Origin of the sequence: Enterobacter cloacae complex sp. SHL018 (assembly GCF_049237905.1) — a bacterium.
Lineage (GTDB): Bacteria > Pseudomonadota > Gammaproteobacteria > Enterobacterales > Enterobacteriaceae > Enterobacter > Enterobacter hormaechei_C.
In genome coordinates, this window is record NZ_JBMKJE010000001.1 from 1,565,781 (window position 1) to 1,581,852 (window position 16,072).

Sequence of the window (16,072 nt, forward strand, 5' to 3'; positions counted from 1 at the left end):
GTACGCAAGTTCACACGAGAAAGGTATCTGAAAATGACAGCACATTTCGCTTTGCACGGTTGGTGGCGTACTTCCTGATCTTCGGGCAGTGTCACGCGTCTGCGAAATGCAAACAGATACCCGGCCCGCTACCCAGCGGGCTTTTTTTTGAACAGAATATGAGAACAACAACATGCAAACAGCCAAACCTCATCTCGAACTGCTGACCTGCGAGGCGGCCTATCGCCATAACCCTACCGCGCTGTTTCATCAGGTGTGCGGCGCACGTCCCGCGACGCTGCTGCTGGAGTCAGCTGATATCGACAGTAAGGACGACCTCAAAAGCCTGCTGCTGGTTGACAGCGCGCTGCGCATTACCGCGTTAGGTGACACCGTCACTATCAGGGCGTTGTCTGACAATGGCGCGTCGCTCCTGCCGCTGCTGGATGCGACGCTGCCTTCAGGCATTGAAAATGAACGCCACCCGGACCTGCGTATTCTGCATTTCCCGCCGGTGAGCCAGCTGCTGGATGAGGATGCCCGCCTCTGCTCGCTCTCCGTTTTTGACGCCTTTCGCCTGCTGCAAAATCTGGTGGCCGTGCCGGAAGTTGAGCGCGAAGCAATGTTCTTTGGCGGGCTGTTTGCTTACGACCTGGTTGCTGGCTTTGAAGATTTACCGGAAACCGAGCAGGGTAACCGCTGCCCGGACTACTGTTTCTACCTGGCCGAAACCCTGCTGGTGATCGACCATCAGAAAAAATACACCCGCATCCAGGCCAGCCTGTTCACGCCGTCTGTGTCTGAGAAAAATCGCCTCGCGCAGCGCATCGCCCAACTGCAACAGCAGATGTCGGAAGCACCGCCCGCGCTGCCAGTGCAGCGTGTTGAAAAGATGACCTGCGAGGTGAGTCAGACCGACGATCAGTACGGCGCGGTGGTGCGTCAGATGCAAAAAGCGATTCGTGCCGGGGAGATTTTCCAGGTAGTGCCGTCCCGTCGCTTCTCACTGCCCTGCCCGTCGCCGCTGGCGGCTTACGATGTGCTGAAAAAGAGCAACCCAAGCCCGTACATGTTCTTTATGCAGGACAATGATTTCACCCTGTTTGGCGCGTCGCCGGAAAGCTCCCTCAAGTACGACGCCACCAGCCGCCAGATTGAGATCTACCCGATAGCGGGAACCCGTCCACGCGGCCGTCGTGCCGATGGCTCCCTGGACCGCGATCTCGACAGCCGCATCGAACTGGAAATGCGTACCGACCATAAAGAGCTCTCCGAACACCTGATGCTGGTTGACCTGGCGCGTAACGATCTGGCACGCATTTGTACGCCTGGCAGCCGCTACGTGGCGGACCTGACCAAAGTCGACCGCTACTCCTTCGTCATGCACCTGGTATCCCGCGTGGTGGGTGAACTGCGCCACGACCTCGACGTTCTGCACGCCTACCGCGCCTGCATGAACATGGGCACCCTGAGCGGCGCGCCGAAAGTCCGCGCTATGCAGCTGATCGCCGAAGCGGAAGGACGCCGTCGCGGCAGCTACGGTGGTGCCGTGGGCTATTTCACCGCTCACGGTGACCTTGATACCTGCATCGTGATCCGCTCCGCCTACGTTGAGGACGGCATTGCCACCGTCCAGGCCGGGGCCGGGATTGTGCTGGATTCTGTTCCGCAGTCGGAAGCCGACGAAACCCGCAGTAAAGCGCGCGCGGTACTGCGCGCCATTGCTACCGCACATCATGCACAGGAGATTTTCTGATGGCTGACATTCTGCTGCTCGATAATATCGACTCCTTTACCTACAACCTGGCAGATCAGCTGCGTGCGAATGGTCACAATGTCGTTATCTATCGCAACCACGTTCCGGCCCAGACGCTAATTGACCGTCTGGCGACCATGCAAAACCCGGTGCTGATGCTCTCCCCGGGCCCAGGCGCACCGAGCGAAGCAGGCTGTATGCCTGAGCTGTTGACCCGTATGCGCGGCAAGCTGCCGATTATCGGCATCTGCCTCGGCCACCAGGCGATTGTCGAAGCCTACGGCGGTTACGTGGGTCAGGCGGGGGAGATCCTCCATGGTAAAGCGTCAAGTATTGAACATGACGGTCAGGCGATGTTTGCCGGTCTGCCGAACCCGCTTCCGGTAGCGCGTTACCACTCGCTGGTCGGCAGCAACATTCCGGCCGGGCTGACCATTAACGCCTCGTTTGAAGGGATGGTGATGGCGGTGCGTCACGATGCGGATCGCGTCTGCGGGATGCAGTTCCACCCGGAATCTATCCTGACGTCCAACGGCGCGCGTCTGCTGGAGCAAACGCTCGACTGGGCGCTACAAAAGCTGGAGCAGACCAACACCCTGCAACCGATTCTGGAAAAACTGTATCAGGCTCAGACCCTGAGCCAGCAGGAGAGCCATCAGCTGTTCTCCGCCGTCGTGCGCGGCGAGCTGAAGCCTGAGCAGCTGGCCGCTGCGCTGGTGAGCATGAAGGTACGTGGCGAAAGCCCGCAGGAGATCGCCGGCGCGGCAACCGCGCTGCTGGAAAATGCCGCCCCGTTCCCGCGCCCGGACTATCCGTTTGCCGATATTGTCGGGACCGGTGGCGACGGCAGTAACAGTATCAATATTTCCACCGCCAGCGCCTTTGTGGCCGCGGCATGCGGTCTGAAGGTGGCGAAACACGGCAACCGCAGCGTGTCCAGCCGTTCAGGATCGTCCGACCTGCTGGCGGCTTTCGGTATCAACCTGGACATGAACGCCGAGCGTTCCCGTGAAGCGCTGGATGACCTGGGCGTCTGTTTCCTGTTTGCGCCGAAGTATCACACCGGTTTCCGCCACGCGATGCCGGTTCGCCAGCAGCTCAAAACCCGTACGCTGTTTAACGTGCTCGGTCCACTCATTAACCCGGCGCACCCGCCGCTGGCGCTGATTGGCGTTTACAGCCCGGAACTGGTCCTGCCGATTGCGGAGACGCTGCGCGTCCTCGGTTACCAACGCGCCGCCGTGGTACACAGCGGCGGGATGGATGAAGTTTCCCTGCATGCGCCCACGCTGGTGGCGGAACTGAATAACGGCGAAGTGCTGAACTATCAACTTGAGGCCGCTGACTTCGGGTTGACCCCGTACCATCAGGACGCCCTGGCGGGCGGCACGCCGGAAGAAAACCGTGACATTCTCACGCGCTTATTACAAGGTAAAGGTGAGGCCGCCCATGAGGCCGCCGTGGCGGCCAACGTAGCCATGCTGATGCGTTTACATGGCGAGGAAGATCTGAAAGCCAACGCCCAAAAAGTTCTGGACGTACTGCGCTCCGGTGCAGCTTACGATCGCGTTACCGCACTTGCGGCAAGAGGGTAAATAATGCAGACCGTTTTAGCGAAAATCGTCGCCGATAAGGCCATCTGGGTGGAAGCCCGTAAGCAACAGCAGCCGCTCGCCAGTTTTCAGAATGACGTCGTTCCGAGCAGCCGTCGTTTTTATGATGCGCTCCAGGGCGCGCGTACCGCGTTTATTCTGGAGTGTAAAAAAGCGTCTCCGTCCAAAGGCGTGATCCGCGACGATTTCGACCCGGCGCGTATTGCCGGTATCTACAAGCATCATGCGTCTGCCATTTCTGTGCTGACGGATGAGAAATATTTCCAGGGCAGCTTCGATTTTCTGCCCGTAGTCAGCGGCATCGCGCCGCAGCCGATACTGTGCAAAGACTTTATTATCGACCCGTATCAGATCTGGCTGGCGCGCTTTTACCAGGCAGATGCCTGCCTGCTGATGCTCTCCGTGCTGGATGACGAGCAGTATCGCCAGCTCTCCGCCGTCGCGCACAGCCTGAATATGGGCGTGCTGACCGAAGTGAGCAACGAAGAGGAGCTGGAGCGCGCCATCGCGCTGGAAGCCAAAGTGGTCGGCATTAACAACCGCGACCTGCGCGACCTGTCGATTGACCTCAACCGTACGCGCCAGCTTGCGCCGCGTCTGGGCGCGGGCGTCACGGTGATCAGCGAATCCGGGATTAACAGCTACGCTCAGGTGCGCGAACTCAGCCACTTTGCCAACGGTTTCCTGATAGGTTCCGCAATGATGGAACACGAAGACCTTAACGCGGCCGTGCGCCGCGTGCTGTTGGGTGAGAACAAAGTCTGCGGCCTGACCCGTGAACAGGATGCGCAGGCCGCATATGAAGCGGGCGCAATCTATGGTGGTCTGATCTTTGTCGAGTCCTCTCCTCGCACAGTAAATGAAGAACAGGCGCGCAAGGTGATCGCGGCTGCGCCACTGAGCTACGTGGGCGTGTTCCGCAATGCGGATATTAACGACGTTGCGGCAAAAGCGGACGCGTTATCCCTGAGCGCGGTCCAGCTGCACGGCGATGAAGATCAGGCGTACATCGATGCTCTGCGACATGTTCTGGCGCCTCAGGTTCAGATCTGGAAAGCGCAAAGCGTTGGCGCCACCCTGCCCGCGCGTAACCTGAAGCATGTTGATAAATACGTGCTCGACAACGGCCAGGGCGGCACGGGGCAGCGTTTTGACTGGTCACTGCTGCGTGGCGAAGTGCTGGACAATGTCCTGCTGGCGGGGGGATTAAGCCCCGATAACTGTGTGGAAGCGGCCAAAACCGGCTGCGCAGGCCTCGATTTCAATTCAGGCGTAGAGTCCCAACCGGGCATTAAAGACGCCAGCAAGCTGGCATCGGTATTTAAAACTCTGCGTGCATATTAAGGAAGAGAAGATGACGACATTACTTAACCCGTATTTTGGTGAGTTCGGTGGGATGTATGTCCCACAAATCCTGATGCCCGCGCTGCGCCAGCTGGAAGAAGCGTTCGTGAGCGCACAGAAAGATCCGGCGTTTCAGGCGGAGTTTACCGACCTGCTGAAAAACTACGCCGGTCGTCCGACGGCGCTGACAAAGTGCCGCAACCTGACCGAAGGCACTAAAACTACGCTGTATCTTAAGCGTGAAGATCTGCTGCACGGTGGCGCGCATAAAACTAACCAGGTGCTTGGCCAGGCGCTGCTCGCGAAGCGGATGGGTAAAACCGAAATCATCGCCGAAACCGGCGCGGGACAGCACGGTGTGGCCTCAGCGCTCGCCAGCGCCCTGCTCGGTCTGAAATGCCGCATTTACATGGGGGCGAAGGACGTTGAGCGCCAATCGCCAAACGTGTTCCGTATGCGTCTGATGGGGGCGGAAGTGATCCCGGTGCACAGCGGTTCTGCCACGCTGAAAGATGCCTGTAATGAAGCGCTTCGCGACTGGTCTGGCAGCTACGAAACCGCCCACTACATGCTCGGTACCGCCGCGGGCCCGCACCCGTTCCCGACCATCGTGCGTGAATTCCAGCGCATGATCGGCGAAGAGACTAAAGCGCAGATCCTCGAAAAAGAGGGTCGCCTGCCGGATGCGGTGATCGCCTGCGTTGGCGGCGGATCTAACGCCATCGGCATGTTTGCCGATTTTATCGACGAAACCAGCGTTGGGCTGATTGGCGTTGAGCCTGCCGGCCACGGTATTGAAACGGGCGAGCATGGTGCGCCGCTGAAGCATGGCCGCGTGGGGATCTACTTCGGCATGAAGGCCCCGATGATGCAGACCGATGAAGGGCAGATTGAAGAGTCTTACTCAATCTCTGCCGGGCTGGATTTCCCGTCCGTAGGGCCGCAGCACGCGTTCCTCAACAGCACCGGCCGCGCGGATTATGTCTCCATCACCGATGACGAAGCGCTGGAGGCCTTCAAAACGCTGTGCCGCAATGAAGGGATCATCCCGGCGCTGGAGTCTTCCCACGCGCTGGCGCACGCGCTGAAAATGATGAAGGAAAACCCGGAAAAAGAGCAGCTGCTAGTGGTAAACCTTTCCGGTCGCGGTGACAAAGATATCTTCACCGTTCACGATATTCTGAAAGCACGAGGGGAAATCTGATGGAACGCTACGACAACGCATTTGCACAACTGAAAGCTCGCCAGGAAGGCGCCTTCGTTCCCTTCGTGACGCTGGGCGACCCCGGCCCGGAGCAGTCGCTGAAGATTATCGACACCCTGATTGATGCCGGTGCCGACGCGCTGGAGCTCGGTATTCCGTTCTCCGATCCGCTGGCGGATGGCCCGACCATTCAGAACGCAACGCTACGCGCGTTTGCCGCGGGCGTGACGCCGAGCCAGTGCTTTGAAATGCTGGCGGCGATCCGTCAGAAGCACCCGACCATTCCGATCGGCCTGCTGATGTACGCCAACCTGGTGTTCAGCCGCGGTATTGATGCGTTTTACGCAGAGTGCGCCCGCGTGGGCGTTGACTCCGTGCTGGTGGCTGACGTGCCCGTTGAAGAGTCTGCGCCATTCCGTCAGGCGGCAATGCGCCACAACGTCGCGCCGATTTTCATCTGTCCACCGAATGCCGATGACGATCTGTTGCGCCAGATTGCCTCTTACGGACGAGGTTACACCTACCTGCTCTCCCGTGCGGGCGTCACCGGTGCGGAAAACAAAGCCGCGCTGCCGCTGCATCATCTGGTGGAGAAGCTGGCAGAATACCATGCTGCACCGCCGCTTCAGGGCTTTGGCATTTCCTCACCGGATCAGGTTACTGCGGCGATTGACGCGAAAGCCGCCGGAGCCATTTCCGGTTCGGCTATCGTGAAAATTATCGAGAAGAACGTGGATAAGCCAGAGCAGATGCTGGCTGAGTTACACGCATTCGTCACATCCATGAAAGCGGCCACGCGCAAGGCGTAACCGTTAACACCGTCTGGCCCCGGCGTCAGGCGGTTTTCCCTTCTCTCATCCGGAAAGAAGCAGGTCAAAATTGATCCTGTCGATATTTTCGGTGTGAATGACTTTCCAAACTTTCGCGTAAGCGTATGATCTGGGCTCTTTTTAGCGTTACCCTTCTGAGTTCAGAGGTTATTCATGTCATGGCATTCCTTCAAACAGACTTACCTGGTTAAGTTCTGGTCACCTGTTCCGGCCGTTATCGCGGCAGGCATTCTCTCTACTTATTATTTCGGTATTACCGGCACCTTCTGGGCTGTTACGGGCGAGTTTACCCGCTGGGGTGGGCAGCTATTACAGCTGGCAGGTGTCCATGCCGAAGAGTGGGGCTACTTCAAACTGATCCATCTTGAGGGCACACCGCTGACCCGCATCGACGGGATGATGATCATTGGCATGTTCGGCGGCTGTTTTGCGGCCGCGCTGTGGGCCAACAACGTTAAGTTGCGCATGCCGAAAAGCCGCATCCGCATTATGCAGGCCGTGGTCGGCGGCATCATTGCCGGGTTTGGCGCCCGCCTGGCGATGGGCTGTAATCTGGCCGCGTTCTTTACCGGTATTCCGCAGTTCTCGCTGCATGCCTGGTTCTTTGCCGTCGCCACCGCCATCGGCTCCTACTTCGGTGCTAAATTCACCCTGCTGCCGCTGTTCCGCATTCCGGTGAAAATGACGAAAGTTAGCGCTGCCTCTCCGTTAACGCAAAAACCCGATCAGGCGCGTCGTCGCTTCCGCCTCGGTATGCTGGTCTTTTTTGCCATGGTTGCCTGGGCGATTTGCACGGCGATGAATCAGCCAAAACTCGGCCTGGCCATGCTGTTCGGCGTCGGTTTTGGTCTGCTGATTGAACGCGCGCAGATCTGCTTCACCTCCGCGTTTCGCGATATGTGGATCACCGGACGCACCATGATGGCGAAGGCGATCATTGCCGGTATGGCCGTGAGCGCGATCGGCATCTTCAGCTACGTTCAGCTCGGCGTGGAACCGAAAATCATGTGGGCGGGCCCAAATGCCGTCATTGGCGGGCTGCTGTTTGGTTTTGGCATCGTGCTGGCGGGCGGGTGTGAAACCGGCTGGATGTATCGCGCTGTGGAAGGCCAGGTGCATTACTGGTGGGTGGGTCTGGGTAACGTGATTGGCTCTACCATTCTGGCCTACTACTGGGATGACGTCTCTCCGGTACTGGCAACAAACTGGGACAAGGTCAACCTGCTGAATACCTTTGGTCCACTCGGGGGGCTCCTGGTGACCTACGCCCTGCTGCTTATCGCCTTCTTACTGGTTGTTGCACAAGAGAAGCGCTTCTTCCGACGCGCCACCGCCAAAACTGAAACTCAGGAGAATGCCGCATGAAAGAGATCGTGCCTGACTATCGTCTCGATATGGTGGGTGAACCTTGCCCTTACCCGGCCGTCGCCACGCTTGAAGCGCTACCGCAGCTAAAGAAAGGTGAAATTCTGGAAGTGGTGAGCGATTGCCCCCAGTCGATCAATAACATTCCGTTGGATGCCAAAAATCACGGCTATACCGTGCTGGATATCCAGCAGGACGGACCAACCATTCGTTATTTAATTCAGAAGTGACTTCACGATCTAAAAAGGCCTCTCAGAGGCCTTTTCTAGTTTACTGGCTTTGGCCACCGTCGTCGTCTGAGCTTCGGCAGGCATGAATGAATGGTGAGACGTGTTCCGCAAACGGAACAGATAGCACCGTGAGGTAGGCTATGTGCTGGGCTGAACGTCGTGAACTGAAACTGTTTACCTGCACAAACCGGACACTCAAATTTGATGTTGGGGATATCCCCTCCAGCCAGGTGTGTGGAACAACCACCATACAGCAATCACCGGCTGACAGGGGATATATCTTCTGTCAGAAACGATAGCCTGCTGAGAACATAAATACCCACGGATCCAGACGGGTATTGATACTTTGCTGCTGGCCGCCAGCTTTAAAGCGCACGTCCGTATCAATGTCCATATACCAGACCGAGGCGTTGATCAGCCAGTCACGGTTAATCAGATAATCCAGACCAACCTGCCCCGCCATGCCCCACGAGTCTTTCAGGCTGAGATCGGAGAGCCCGGCCTCTTTACCGGTATCGTTAAATTTCTCATCAAAGAAGGTGGTGTAGTTAACCCCTGCACCAATATAAGGGCGCACCTTGCTGCTGGAATCGCCGAAGTACCACTGCGCCATCAGCGTTGGTGGCAAATGGTGAACCGTGGCAATGTCCCCGGTCGGTCCTAAACCGACGCGGTGACGGAATGGCGTGGCGGCTAAAAGCTCGACGCCAACGTTATCCGTTGCCATATACGTAAACGTCAGGCCTAACTGGGTGTTATTGCTGACGTTAAACCCGCCCATACCCAGTACATTATCGGACCCTTCCGTTGGACGCACCGTTGCCGAACCGGCACGAATAAAGAATTCGCCTGCTTCATGCGCGTACGCGCCGCCAGAGAGACTGCTTAAGATAAGGGCTGCCACCGCTAATTTTTTCATATCCGCTCCATCGTTGTGGTTTTAATTGCGGAGGAGAATATACTCACAAATGAGTAATAAGTGATCTAACACAGATCACATTAAAACCAGTAAGTTAACATTCATTGATCTAGGTTAATTTTTGGTGACGCCTCATAAAGCAATAAGTTGTTACCGCGTCAATTTTTGGCATTTCATGGTTACAAAATTTTCTGTTTTCCCTCTCTTGCGCTTCCTGTAGCGGCTGGATAATTTATCGCTCTCACAATGTGATTTGATGCGTTCTACTTTTGCAGGTGTGCCATGAGTGATCATAACCCGTGCATGACGTGCGGAGCCTGTTGTGCGTATTTTCGAGTCTCTTTCTACTGGGCTGAAGCCAGCGATGGCGGCGGCACCGTTCCGGTTGATCTCACTGAACCCTTAACCCCTTTTCTGCGCTGTATGCGCGGCACCAACCAAAAACAGAGCCGCTGTGTGGCACTGCAAGGTGAGCCTGGGGTATCCACCCGCTGTTCCATTTACGCGGATCGCCCCAGCCCGTGTCGCACTTTCGCGATGTCGGGAGAGGATGGGCAGGTCAATGAGGCATGCAATCGCGCCCGCGCCCGCTATGGATTACCGCCGCTTTACAAAGATATGCTTTTCCATACAAGCCTTGATGCTGCCACCAGCGTGTTATCCGGTGTACAATTGCCGGCTAATTAACACCTGCAATACTCAAGGAGAGTGCATGTCTATCACGGCGAAGTCTGTCTACCGTGACACGGGAAATTTTTTCCGCAATCAGTTCATTACCTTTTTACTGATCGCGTTGTTGTGCGCCTTTATTACGGTGGTGCTGGGTCATGCGTTCTCACCCAGTGATGAACAGATTGCCACGCTGAGCCAGGGGGAAAATCTTGCAGGCAGCGCAGGGTTGTTTGACCTTGTGCAGAATATGACGCCAGAGCAACAGCAAATCTTGCTGCGCGCATCTGCGGCATCTACCTTCTCGGGCCTGATTGGCAACGCCATTCTGGCGGGTGGCGTGTTGCTGATGATCCAGCTGGTGTCTGCCGGCCAACGCGTCAGCGCGTTACGTGCAATCGGGGCCAGCGCTCCGGTGCTGCCAAAACTGTTTATCCTCATCTTCCTTACCACGCTGCTGGTCCAGATGGGGATAATGTTGGTTGTCGTTCCGGGCGTGCTGCTGGCTATCGTGCTTTCATTCGCGCCAGTAATGGTTGTGCAGGACAAAATGGGCATTTTCACCGCCATGCGCAGCAGCATCAGGCTCGCATGGGCCAATATGCGACTGGTCGCCCCGGCCGTTATCAGCTGGCTGCTGGCCAAAACTCTGCTGTTGCTGTTTGCGCCGAATTTTGCGGTGTTAACGCCAAACGTCGGAGCGGTTGTCGCCAATACGCTGAGCAATCTGATTTCAGCCGTGCTGCTGGTCTATTTGTTCCGCCTGTACATGTTAATTCGTCAGTAACTGGGATCGCAGAATGAAGCAGTTTCTTGATTTTTTACCGCTGATCGTATTTTTCGCTTTTTATAAGCTGTACGACATTTATGCCGGCACGCTGGCGCTGATTGTGGCAACGGCTGTGGTGCTGATTTACAGCTGGGTTCGCTATCGCAAAGTTGAAAAGATGGCGCTCATCACCTTCCTGATGGTGGCGGTGTTTGGAGGTCTGACGTTGTTCTTCCACAATGATGAATTTATCAAATGGAAGGTCACGGTGATTTACGGCCTGTTTGCGGGCGCACTCCTCATCAGCCAGTGGGTGATGAAGAAGCCGCTGATCCAGCGCATGCTGGGGAAAGAACTGACCCTGCCACAGGCTGTGTGGGGGCGTCTGAATATCGCCTGGGCGCTATTTTTTATTCTGTGTGGTCTGGCGAATATCTATATCGCATTCTGGCTGCCGCAGAATATCTGGGTCAACTTCAAGGTGTTTGGCCTGACGGCGCTGACTCTTATCTTCACCCTGCTCAGCGGCGTTTATATTTATCGCCACATGCCGCAGGATGACAAGCACTGATCCTTCTGGCCAGATCGCCACGCGGTCTGGCCTCTTTTCCCGCCTTCTCTTTTCTCTACATCCTTCCTGCGAAAATGTCTGAATCATGAAGATTTTATGGAGTTTGCTGTCACTTTATTGTAATGAGAATGACTATCATTAATATTCGTCATCGCATTTTTAACAAATGGAAATGAGTTGATGAATAACATAATAAGATTTGCCCCGGCTACACTTACGCTCGCCATTCTTTCAACGCTTTATCAGAGCGCACACGCAGCGGAAGATCCTCTCGCCGATGGTGAAACAATGGTTGTTCAGGCCACCGCTGAAGAGGCTCTGAAGCAACAGCCGGGGGTTTCCATCATCACGGCAAAGGACATAGAAAAGGATCCACCGGTTAACGATCTTTCAGAAATTATTCGCAAAATGCCCGGGGTTAACCTCACCGGAAACAGCGCGACAGGCAGCCGCGGTAACAACCGCCAGATCGACATCCGCGGTATGGGGCCGGAGAACACGCTGATTCTGATTGACGGTGTGCCGGTGTCGTCACGTAACTCGGTGCGCTACAGCTGGCGCGGGGAGCGCGACACCCGCGGGGATACCAACTGGGTTCCGCCAGAGATGGTTGAGCGCATTGAAGTGCTCCGGGGACCTGCTGCCGCCCGCTATGGTTCGGGGGCGGCCGGCGGCGTCGTCAACATCATTACCAAACGCCCGACCAACGACTGGCACGGCTCGCTCTCCCTGTACACTAACCAGCCTGAAAATGATAAAGAGGGAGCGACGAAACGCGCTAATTTTGATCTGAGCGGCCCCCTTGCGGGCGATGCGTTAACGATGCGCCTGTACGGGAATATCAACAAAACTGACGCAGATGCTCAGGACATCAACACCGCGCAAAACGGCTCTTACGCCGCCGGACGTGAAGGCGTGCGCAACAAGGACATTAATGCCCTGCTCTCCTGGAAACTCACGCCACAGCAGATTATCGATTTCGACTACAGCTACAGCCGCCAGGGCAATATCTACGCGGGTGATACTCAATACAGCAACAGCAACGTCAGCCCTGACGGTCTGGTGTCGTCCCTGTATGGACACGAAACGAACCGAATGTACCGCCAGTCCTATGGCATTACGCACAACGGCATCTGGGACTGGGGTCAGTCTAAGTTCGGTGTTTATTATGAAAAGACCAACAACACCCGCCTGGAAGAAGGCTCTACGGGCAAAGTTGAGGGGATGATCAATAGCGATAAATACGATACCAGCCGGCTGGAGTCATACCGTTCAACGGGTGAACTGAACATTCCTTTCTTCTGGCTGGTCGAACAGACGCTAACCGTGGGTGCAGAATGGAACCGTGATGAACTGAACGATCCGGCCTCAATGCAGGCGACAAATGTGTCGGGAGAAGTGATTAACGGCGTTCCCGGCACGGCTTCTGAGCGCAACAGCAAAAACAGCGCTGACCTCACTGGCATCTATCTTGAGGACAATATTGAAGCGCGTCAGGGCACCAACCTGATCCCAGGGCTCCGCTTTGATTATCACAATCAGTTTGGCAGCAACTGGAGTCCTAGCCTGAACCTCTCTCAGGATTTGGGTGACATGTTCAAGGTTAAAGCGGGTATCGCTCGGGTATTTAAAGCGCCAAACCTGTATCAATCCAGCGAAGGCTATCTGCTTTCCACCCGCGGCAATGGCTGCCCGAACAACGTTTCCGAAGGAAGCTGTTACCTGTTAGGTAACCCGGATCTGGATCCTGAAATCAGCGTGAACAAAGAGATTGGCCTGGCCTTTGCGCTGGAAGGCTACGAGGCTGGCATAACCTGGTTCCGCAACGATTACAAAAACAAGATTGTTTCGGGAACGGACGTGCTGGGCCAGACAAGCAGCGGCGCAAATATCCTTCAGTGGCAGAACGGAGGAAAGGCTGTTGTTGAGGGGCTGGAAGGCAACCTCACCGTCCCGGTTATCCGCGACACGCTAACCTGGCGTACCAATGCGACGTATATGATTCAGTCTGAAAGTAAGGACACCGGCAACCCTCTGTCGATTATCCCAAAATATACCGTCAACACGATGCTCGACTGGCAGGTTAACAGCAAACTTTCAGCGAACATTGGCTGGACGATGTATGGTCGCCAGAAGCCAAGAGAAAATGCTGAAATCCGCAAAGAGCAGAATGCGATGTCAGATAAAGAGATTGGCGCCTATTCCATCGTTGGGATCGGTAGTAACTATCAACTGACAAAAGATGTCCGCCTGAATGCCGGGATCAGCAACCTCCTTGATAAGCAGATTTACCGAGAAAATGACGGTGCATCGACCTATAACGAACCTGGCCGTGCGTATTACGCCGGCGTGACCCTGTCGTTCTGACCCGCTTGCGCCTGCTCTGCGGGCGCTAACCCTATTCTCTCCAGCCAGAAATCATAGTAGCATCCCGCCTGAAGTCTTCAGTTACGAGTTTAAAAACAATGACAACAAATGACGCCCCTCAGGGCGAACTGGTTTTACGCACACTGGCAATGCCTGCGGATACGAATGCCAATGGCGATATTTTTGGCGGCTGGTTGATGTCGCAGATGGATATGGGCGGTGCAATCCTGGCAAAAGAGATTGCACACGGGCGCGTGGTAACCGTCCGGGTCGATGGCATGACCTTCCTGCGCCCTGTCGCGGTGGGGGACGTGGTGTGCTGTTATGCACGCTGCGTAAAACGCGGCAATACGTCTGTCTCCATCAACATTGAAGTATGGGTGAAAAAAGTCTCTTCTGAGCCGATTGGTCAGCGCTATAAGGCGACGGAGGCATTATTCATCTATGTGGCGGTGGATAGCGACGGTAAGCCCCGCCAGCTCCCACGGAGCTGATCCTCAGGTAAAAAAAAGCCTCCTTGCGGAGGCTTCTTTTATTCCATCTGTGCCCCGCCGTTCAGGCGGAAGACAATGTTCACAATCAACCCATTGCCGGGTTTACCGGCTTCATAGCGCCACCTGCGCATGGCCGATTTAACTTCGCGTTCAAACATATTCGCCGGCTGTGCGGACAGGATTTCCACGTTATCGACACGTCCATCGGCCGTAACGTCGAATTTCACCCGTACACGCCCTTCAATACGTAACGCCTGGGCACGTGCCGGGTACTGCGGCTGGTTACGGCTCAGCGCGCGCGGGCCCGCGGGCGCCGTTACTGTCGGTTTTGTCGCGGTCGTGGTGTTATTCATCAGCGGACGTGATGGGGCGGCATTTTCAACCGGCTGCGTGGCGCGTGGCTCAACCGGACGCACTTCGCGTTTCGGACGCTCTTCCACCTTTTTGACCGGCTTTGGTTTTGGCTTCGGCTTAGGTTTCGGCTCCGGCTTATGAATCACTACCGGCGCTTCTTTCGGCGGTTCAGGAACCGGCTCTGGCTCTGGCTCCGGCTCGGGTTCAACAACGGGCTGTGGCGGCGGCGGCGCAACCTGCGGCGGCTCAAGATCCGCAGGCGATACCATGGTCACAGAAATTGGCTGCGCAGGCGCCGGCATTTCAATAACCTGATGAACCGAGGTATAGAGCAGACCCGCCACGACAGCACCGTGAATAACGACGGAAAGCAGCGTCGGCCATGGAAAGCGGCGAGGTAAATCAAGGGTCATCGAAGTCATAATCATCAACGTTAAAAAACCGAACCTCGATTTTAAATGCAAATAGCAATCATATTCAATAAGACACTTTGTCCTGGCGCAATTTAAGCGTACATGAGGGCAAAAAAGGGGCATCCAGATCAGGGTTTTAACATTGTTATTATCTTTACATTGCAGTCATTTGTGCTTTCACATAACGTAATTGTCACTTTTACCGGTTAAGGAGCTTTGCCGTGCTTTACGTGATTTACGCTGAAGATGTACCTGATTCTCTGGAAAAACGTCTTTCCGTTCGCCCTGCTCATCTGGCGCGTTTACAGTTGCTACAGGATGAAGGTCGGTTGCTGACCGCAGGCCCGATGCCTGCCGTTGACAGCAACGATCCGGGCGCGGCGGGTTTTACCGGCTCCATGGTGATTGCCGAGTTTGAATCTCTGGAAGCCGCGCAGGCCTGGGCAGAAGCAGACCCGTACGTCGCAGCCGGCGTGTACGAGAAAGTCACGGTTCGTCCGTATAAAAAAGTATTCTGAAACGAAAGGCTCCCTCGGGAGCCTTTTCTTCATTCAGTGCAGCGACGCCAGCCTCGCCGCAAATCCGACAAACAGCAGACCTATCAGCCCGTTCCCCAGCTTCGCCAGTTTCTTTTTGGTTTTGAGGTAACGCGTGACAAACGCGCCTGAGAAAATCAGGAAGCTCATGTACATGAAGCTGATCAGCTCAAGCGTTGTGGCGAGGATCAGGAACGACGTGCCGGTATTCTTCGCATTGACATCAATGAACTGCACGAAGAACGACACGTAAAAGAGAATCGCTTTCGGGTTCGTCAGGCTAAGCACCAGCGAACGCTTAAGGATTGCGCTTGCCGGTTCGGCGCTACTTTCGTGCGCATTTTTTTGACGCGTCATAACGGACCAGAGCATTTTTCCGCCCAGCCACAGCAGATAAAACGCGCCCAGATAGCGGACAATATTAAATAAAACCGGAGTGGTCTGGATCAACGCGGCGACGCCCGCCCAGGCCAGAAACATCAGCACGGCATCACCAATAAACACACCGGTGGCTGCCAGATAGCCTTTCTTAACGCCGTGGCCAATCCCTGTTTTCAGCACAAACAAGGTGTTCGGTCCTGGAACCAGCACGATAAAAAATGCGCCGACAACATAGGTCCAGAAATTCAGTACACCAAACTCCGCAAACACGTCTCACT

Annotated in this window: 17 protein-coding genes and 1 other annotated feature; of the genes, 14 read left to right on the forward strand and 3 right to left on the reverse strand. The window is 55.7% G+C overall.

What is annotated here, in order from left to right:
* The first annotated feature begins 33 nt into the window (after positions 1 to 33).
* The 8 genes from trpL (at position 34) to yedF (ending at position 8,321) form a co-directional block, all read left to right on the forward strand.
* Positions 34 to 78: a trp operon leader peptide gene (gene trpL / locus ACOTY5_RS07610; protein WP_071524153.1), complete on the forward strand. Its 45-nt coding sequence runs from the start codon at positions 34 to 36 to the stop codon at positions 76 to 78.
* Positions 55 to 149 (forward strand) — a sequence feature (Trp leader region). (Overlaps the previous gene by 24 nt.)
* 23 nt (positions 150 to 172) lie before the next feature.
* Entirely contained in the window at positions 173 to 1,735 is a 1,563-nt protein-coding gene (locus tag ACOTY5_RS07615; RefSeq protein ID WP_045142567.1) for an anthranilate synthase component 1, read from the forward strand.
* Positions 1,735 to 3,330, forward strand: coding sequence for a bifunctional anthranilate synthase glutamate amidotransferase component TrpG/anthranilate phosphoribosyltransferase TrpD (gene trpD, locus ACOTY5_RS07620; protein ID WP_017384223.1), 1,596 nt, complete (start codon positions 1,735 to 1,737; stop codon positions 3,328 to 3,330). Before ACOTY5_RS07615 ends, trpD begins: the two co-directional genes overlap by 1 nt.
* 3 nt (positions 3,331 to 3,333) lie before the next feature.
* Positions 3,334 to 4,692 (forward strand): bifunctional indole-3-glycerol-phosphate synthase TrpC/phosphoribosylanthranilate isomerase TrpF, encoded by a 1,359-nt coding sequence (gene trpCF / locus ACOTY5_RS07625; RefSeq protein WP_045142566.1) that lies wholly within the window; start codon positions 3,334 to 3,336, stop codon positions 4,690 to 4,692.
* A 10-nt stretch (positions 4,693 to 4,702) separates the two neighbouring features.
* Positions 4,703 to 5,896: a tryptophan synthase subunit beta gene (gene trpB, locus ACOTY5_RS07630; protein ID WP_003856780.1), complete on the forward strand. Its 1,194-nt coding sequence runs from the start codon at positions 4,703 to 4,705 to the stop codon at positions 5,894 to 5,896.
* On the forward strand, positions 5,896 to 6,705 hold the full coding sequence (gene trpA / locus ACOTY5_RS07635; RefSeq protein ID WP_015570379.1) for a tryptophan synthase subunit alpha: 810 nt from the start codon (positions 5,896 to 5,898) through the stop codon (positions 6,703 to 6,705). Before trpB ends, trpA begins: the two co-directional genes overlap by 1 nt.
* Before the next feature lie 174 nt (positions 6,706 to 6,879).
* Positions 6,880 to 8,091: a selenium metabolism membrane protein YedE/FdhT gene (gene yedE, locus ACOTY5_RS07640; RefSeq protein ID WP_023296721.1), complete on the forward strand. Its 1,212-nt coding sequence runs from the start codon at positions 6,880 to 6,882 to the stop codon at positions 8,089 to 8,091.
* Positions 8,088 to 8,321, forward strand: coding sequence for a sulfurtransferase-like selenium metabolism protein YedF (yedF, locus tag ACOTY5_RS07645; RefSeq protein WP_003856774.1), 234 nt, complete (start codon positions 8,088 to 8,090; stop codon positions 8,319 to 8,321). The genes yedE and yedF overlap by 4 nt, the downstream gene beginning before the upstream one ends.
* Positions 8,322 to 8,607: 286 nt before the next feature.
* On the opposite strand, the gene ompW is transcribed toward yedF, so the two are convergent.
* Entirely contained in the window at positions 8,608 to 9,240 is a 633-nt protein-coding gene (ompW, locus tag ACOTY5_RS07650) for an outer membrane protein OmpW (protein WP_017693317.1), read from the reverse strand.
* A gap of 282 nt (positions 9,241 to 9,522) precedes the next feature.
* On the opposite strand from ompW, the gene ACOTY5_RS07655 reads away from it, so the two are divergent.
* The 5 genes from ACOTY5_RS07655 to yciA all read left to right on the forward strand — a co-directional run bounded on the left by ACOTY5_RS07655 (position 9,523) and on the right by yciA (position 14,110).
* On the forward strand, positions 9,523 to 9,927 hold the full coding sequence (locus ACOTY5_RS07655) for a YkgJ family cysteine cluster protein (RefSeq protein WP_017384228.1): 405 nt from the start codon (positions 9,523 to 9,525) through the stop codon (positions 9,925 to 9,927).
* 25 nt (positions 9,928 to 9,952) lie between these two features.
* A complete protein-coding gene (locus ACOTY5_RS07660; RefSeq protein WP_015570376.1) occupies positions 9,953 to 10,696 on the forward strand; it encodes a YciC family protein in 744 nt (247 codons plus the stop codon).
* A 13-nt stretch (positions 10,697 to 10,709) separates the two neighbouring features.
* Positions 10,710 to 11,249, forward strand: a complete 540-nt coding sequence (locus ACOTY5_RS07665) for a septation protein A (protein WP_003856762.1) — start codon at positions 10,710 to 10,712, stop codon at positions 11,247 to 11,249.
* Between the two features lie 180 nt (positions 11,250 to 11,429).
* Entirely contained in the window at positions 11,430 to 13,616 is a 2,187-nt protein-coding gene (locus ACOTY5_RS07670; protein WP_062933962.1) for a TonB-dependent siderophore receptor, read from the forward strand.
* A 98-nt stretch (positions 13,617 to 13,714) separates the two neighbouring features.
* Positions 13,715 to 14,110: an acyl-CoA thioester hydrolase YciA gene (gene yciA / locus ACOTY5_RS07675; protein WP_003856759.1), complete on the forward strand. Its 396-nt coding sequence runs from the start codon at positions 13,715 to 13,717 to the stop codon at positions 14,108 to 14,110.
* A gap of 38 nt (positions 14,111 to 14,148) precedes the next feature.
* On the opposite strand, the gene tonB is transcribed toward yciA, so the two are convergent.
* The gene (tonB, locus tag ACOTY5_RS07680; protein WP_017384230.1) at positions 14,149 to 14,877 is read right to left on the reverse strand and encodes a TonB system transport protein TonB; all 729 of its coding nucleotides are present in this window, start codon (positions 14,875 to 14,877) and stop codon (positions 14,149 to 14,151) included.
* 221 nt (positions 14,878 to 15,098) lie between these two features.
* Between tonB and ACOTY5_RS07685 the strand changes: the two genes are divergently transcribed.
* Positions 15,099 to 15,395, forward strand: a complete 297-nt coding sequence (locus ACOTY5_RS07685) for a YciI family protein (RefSeq protein ID WP_045142564.1) — start codon at positions 15,099 to 15,101, stop codon at positions 15,393 to 15,395.
* A gap of 33 nt (positions 15,396 to 15,428) precedes the next feature.
* On the opposite strand, the gene leuE is transcribed toward ACOTY5_RS07685, so the two are convergent.
* Entirely contained in the window at positions 15,429 to 16,064 is a 636-nt protein-coding gene (gene leuE, locus ACOTY5_RS07690) for a leucine efflux protein LeuE (protein ID WP_006810877.1), read from the reverse strand.
* Between the last annotated feature and the right edge of the window lie 8 nt (positions 16,065 to 16,072).

Coding starts and splice junctions, on each gene's coding strand:
- trpA (WP_015570379.1), top strand. CDS start 5,896: ATGGAACGCTACGACAACGCATTTGCACAACTGAAAGCTCGCCAGGAA.
- yciA (WP_003856759.1), top strand. CDS start 13,715: ATGACAACAAATGACGCCCCTCAGGGCGAACTGGTTTTACGCACACTG.
- yedE (WP_023296721.1), top strand. CDS start 6,880: ATGTCATGGCATTCCTTCAAACAGACTTACCTGGTTAAGTTCTGGTCA.
- yedF (WP_003856774.1), top strand. CDS start 8,088: ATGAAAGAGATCGTGCCTGACTATCGTCTCGATATGGTGGGTGAACCT.
- trpB (WP_003856780.1), top strand. CDS start 4,703: ATGACGACATTACTTAACCCGTATTTTGGTGAGTTCGGTGGGATGTAT.
- ACOTY5_RS07615 (WP_045142567.1), top strand. CDS start 173: ATGCAAACAGCCAAACCTCATCTCGAACTGCTGACCTGCGAGGCGGCC.
- ompW (WP_017693317.1), bottom strand. CDS start 9,240: ATGAAAAAATTAGCGGTGGCAGCCCTTATCTTAAGCAGTCTCTCTGGC.
- ACOTY5_RS07655 (WP_017384228.1), top strand. CDS start 9,523: ATGAGTGATCATAACCCGTGCATGACGTGCGGAGCCTGTTGTGCGTAT.
- trpCF (WP_045142566.1), top strand. CDS start 3,334: ATGCAGACCGTTTTAGCGAAAATCGTCGCCGATAAGGCCATCTGGGTG.
- tonB (WP_017384230.1), bottom strand. CDS start 14,877: ATGACCCTTGATTTACCTCGCCGCTTTCCATGGCCGACGCTGCTTTCC.
- ACOTY5_RS07670 (WP_062933962.1), top strand. CDS start 11,430: ATGAATAACATAATAAGATTTGCCCCGGCTACACTTACGCTCGCCATT.
- ACOTY5_RS07660 (WP_015570376.1), top strand. CDS start 9,953: ATGTCTATCACGGCGAAGTCTGTCTACCGTGACACGGGAAATTTTTTC.
- trpD (WP_017384223.1), top strand. CDS start 1,735: ATGGCTGACATTCTGCTGCTCGATAATATCGACTCCTTTACCTACAAC.
- ACOTY5_RS07665 (WP_003856762.1), top strand. CDS start 10,710: ATGAAGCAGTTTCTTGATTTTTTACCGCTGATCGTATTTTTCGCTTTT.